The sequence below is a fragment of the Mitsuaria sp. TWR114 genome, from assembly GCF_007997345.1.
Window position 1 is genome coordinate 1 of sequence record NZ_VOSR01001060.1, and the last position, 2354, is coordinate 2354.

1 pseudogene is annotated in these 2354 nt (G+C 73.5%); it reads left to right on the forward strand.

Annotated elements, in window-relative coordinates:
• Window positions 1-2354 (forward strand): annotated as a pseudogene (locus tag FUT87_RS29670) (carbohydrate-binding protein); the annotation flags it as partial.

The window sequence follows — 2354 nt, forward strand, 5'->3', positions numbered from 1 at the left end:
GCGCAGGCCCAGGCGATCCAGGGCACCGCCGGCGCCGGGCAGTTCTTTCCGCGGCTCGACGACAACGTCGCGATGCTGCAGCAGACACGGCGGCTGCTCGAGAAGCGCCATCGCGACTTCCGCCACCTCGGCGCCGCCGGGAAGTGGCTGCTGGACAACGCCGCGCTGATCGACGAGCAGACGCACCAGGTCCGCCGCGGCCTGCCGCGCAACTTCTTCCGCCTGCTGCCGCGGCTGCGCGACGAACCGCTCGCCGGCCTGCCCCGCATCTACGGCGTGGCCTGGGCCTGGGTCGCGCACACCGACGGCGGCTTCGACACCGGGCTGCTGGCCGCCTACCTGCGCGCCTACCAGGAGGAAAGCCCGCTGTCCCTCGCCGAGCTGTGGGCGCTGCCGACGACGCTGCGGGTGGTGCTGGTCGAGAACCTGCGCCGGCTGGCCGAGCGCTTCGCGACGCTGCAGGCGGCCCGCGACGTGGTGCACCACTGGTACGACGGCCATCCGGCGGCGTCCGGCATCGAGGCGATCACAGCCCTGGAGCCGCGCATGGCAGAGCGCGGCGTTGCGGAGGCCTTCTGGCTGCAGCTCGACCACCGCCTGGAGGAACTGCCCCAGCCGCTGATGGGCGAGCTGGCCGCCTGGCTGAGCACCCGGCTGCCCGCGCCGGCGCAGGCGCTGGCGCGGCAGCAGGACGAATCGATCAAGGACTTGCAGAGCATCCGCAACGCGATCACCGCGCTGCGGCGCATCGACCAGACCCACTGGCGCCAGCTGATCCAGTCGGTCAGCCCGGTGATGCGGACGCTGGGCGAGTCGCCGGTCTTCGCGGCCGAGGCGCCGGACACCCAGGACCTGACGCTGCACGAGATCGAGCGCCTGGCCCGCAAGTCCGGTCGCCCGGAACTCGAGGTCGCGCGCCAGTTGCTGGCGCTGACGCAGGGCGCCGGTCCGCCGCAGGACGGCGAACCCGACCGGCGCAGCGCGCCGATCTACTGGTGGCGCGGGGCCGGACGTCCGACGCTGCTCGCGGCGCTGGGCCTGCACGAGCACGCCTGGCCGCCCCACGACACCGCCCCGGGCCAGCGCTGGGCGGCGGTGGCCTACCTGGCCGGCCTGGCGCTGCTGGGCCTGCTGGGCCTGTCCTGGCTGATGAACCAGGCGCGGCCCGATGCCGCGCCCTGGCTGCTGGTGCTGACCGCGCTGCTGGCCGCCGGGCCGATCGGCGAGGCCGTGGTCGCGCTCACCAACCGCTGGATCAGCGAGCTGGCCCGGCCGGCGCGCTTGCCCCGCCTGGATTTCTCCCAGGGTCTGCCCGACGCCGAACGCACGCTGGTCGTCATGCCGGTGCTGTTGACGCGCGAGGAGGCCGTCGCCCCGCTGGTCGCCCAGTTGGAGCAGCACCACCTGGCCAACCCCGAACGGCTGGTGCAGTTCGCGCTGCTCAGCGACCTCGCCGATGCCTACGAGGAACACCATCCCGGCGACACGATGATCGTGGTCACCGCGGCCGACGCCATCGCGGCGCTCAACGAGCGCCACGGCCCGCTGGCCGATGGCCGTCCGCGCTTCCTGCTGCTGCACCGGGCGCGCGAATGGTCCTCGACCGAGCGCCGCTGGATCGGCTGGGAGCGCAAGCGCGGCAAGCTCGAACGCCTGCTGCGGCTGCTGGCCGCGCCGGCGGGCGCGTCGCCGTTCGCCGACTTCGGCGCGATGTCGCAGCCCGCGCCCGGCGTGCGCCACCTGATCACGCTGGACGCCGACACCGACATGCCGCCGGGCCGGCTGCGCGCGCTGGTGGGCACCGCCGCGCATCCGATGAACCGGCCTCGGGTGGACGCGGTCACCCGCCGCGTCGTCGAGGGCTACGCGATCCTCCAGCCGCGGGTGCTCGCGCCCATGCCCGACGACGCCGCCAGCACGCCCTATCACCGGCTCTTCGTCGGCCAGTTCGGCATCGATCCCTACAGCGCGGTCAGCTCGGAGATCTTCCAGGACCTGTTCGGCGAAGGCAGCTTCACCGGCAAGGGCCTGCTGGACGTGCGCGCCTGCCATGCGGTGCTGGACGCGCGCCTGCCCGAGGGTCAGGTGCTGAGCCACGACCTGCTGGAGGGCAGCATCGCGCGCTGCGCCGGCGTGTCCGACATCACGCTGGTCGAGGACTCGCCGATGCATGCCGACGTGGCCCACGCCCGGCTGCATCGCTGGACGCGCGGCGACTGGCAGCTGCTGCCCTTCATCGCTGGGGCGCGGCGCTACGGCATCGCGCCCATCAACCGCTGGAAGCTGATCGACAACCTGCGGCGCTCGCTGGTCGCGCCGATGGCGCTGGGCCTGATGCTGCTGGTGCTGGGCAC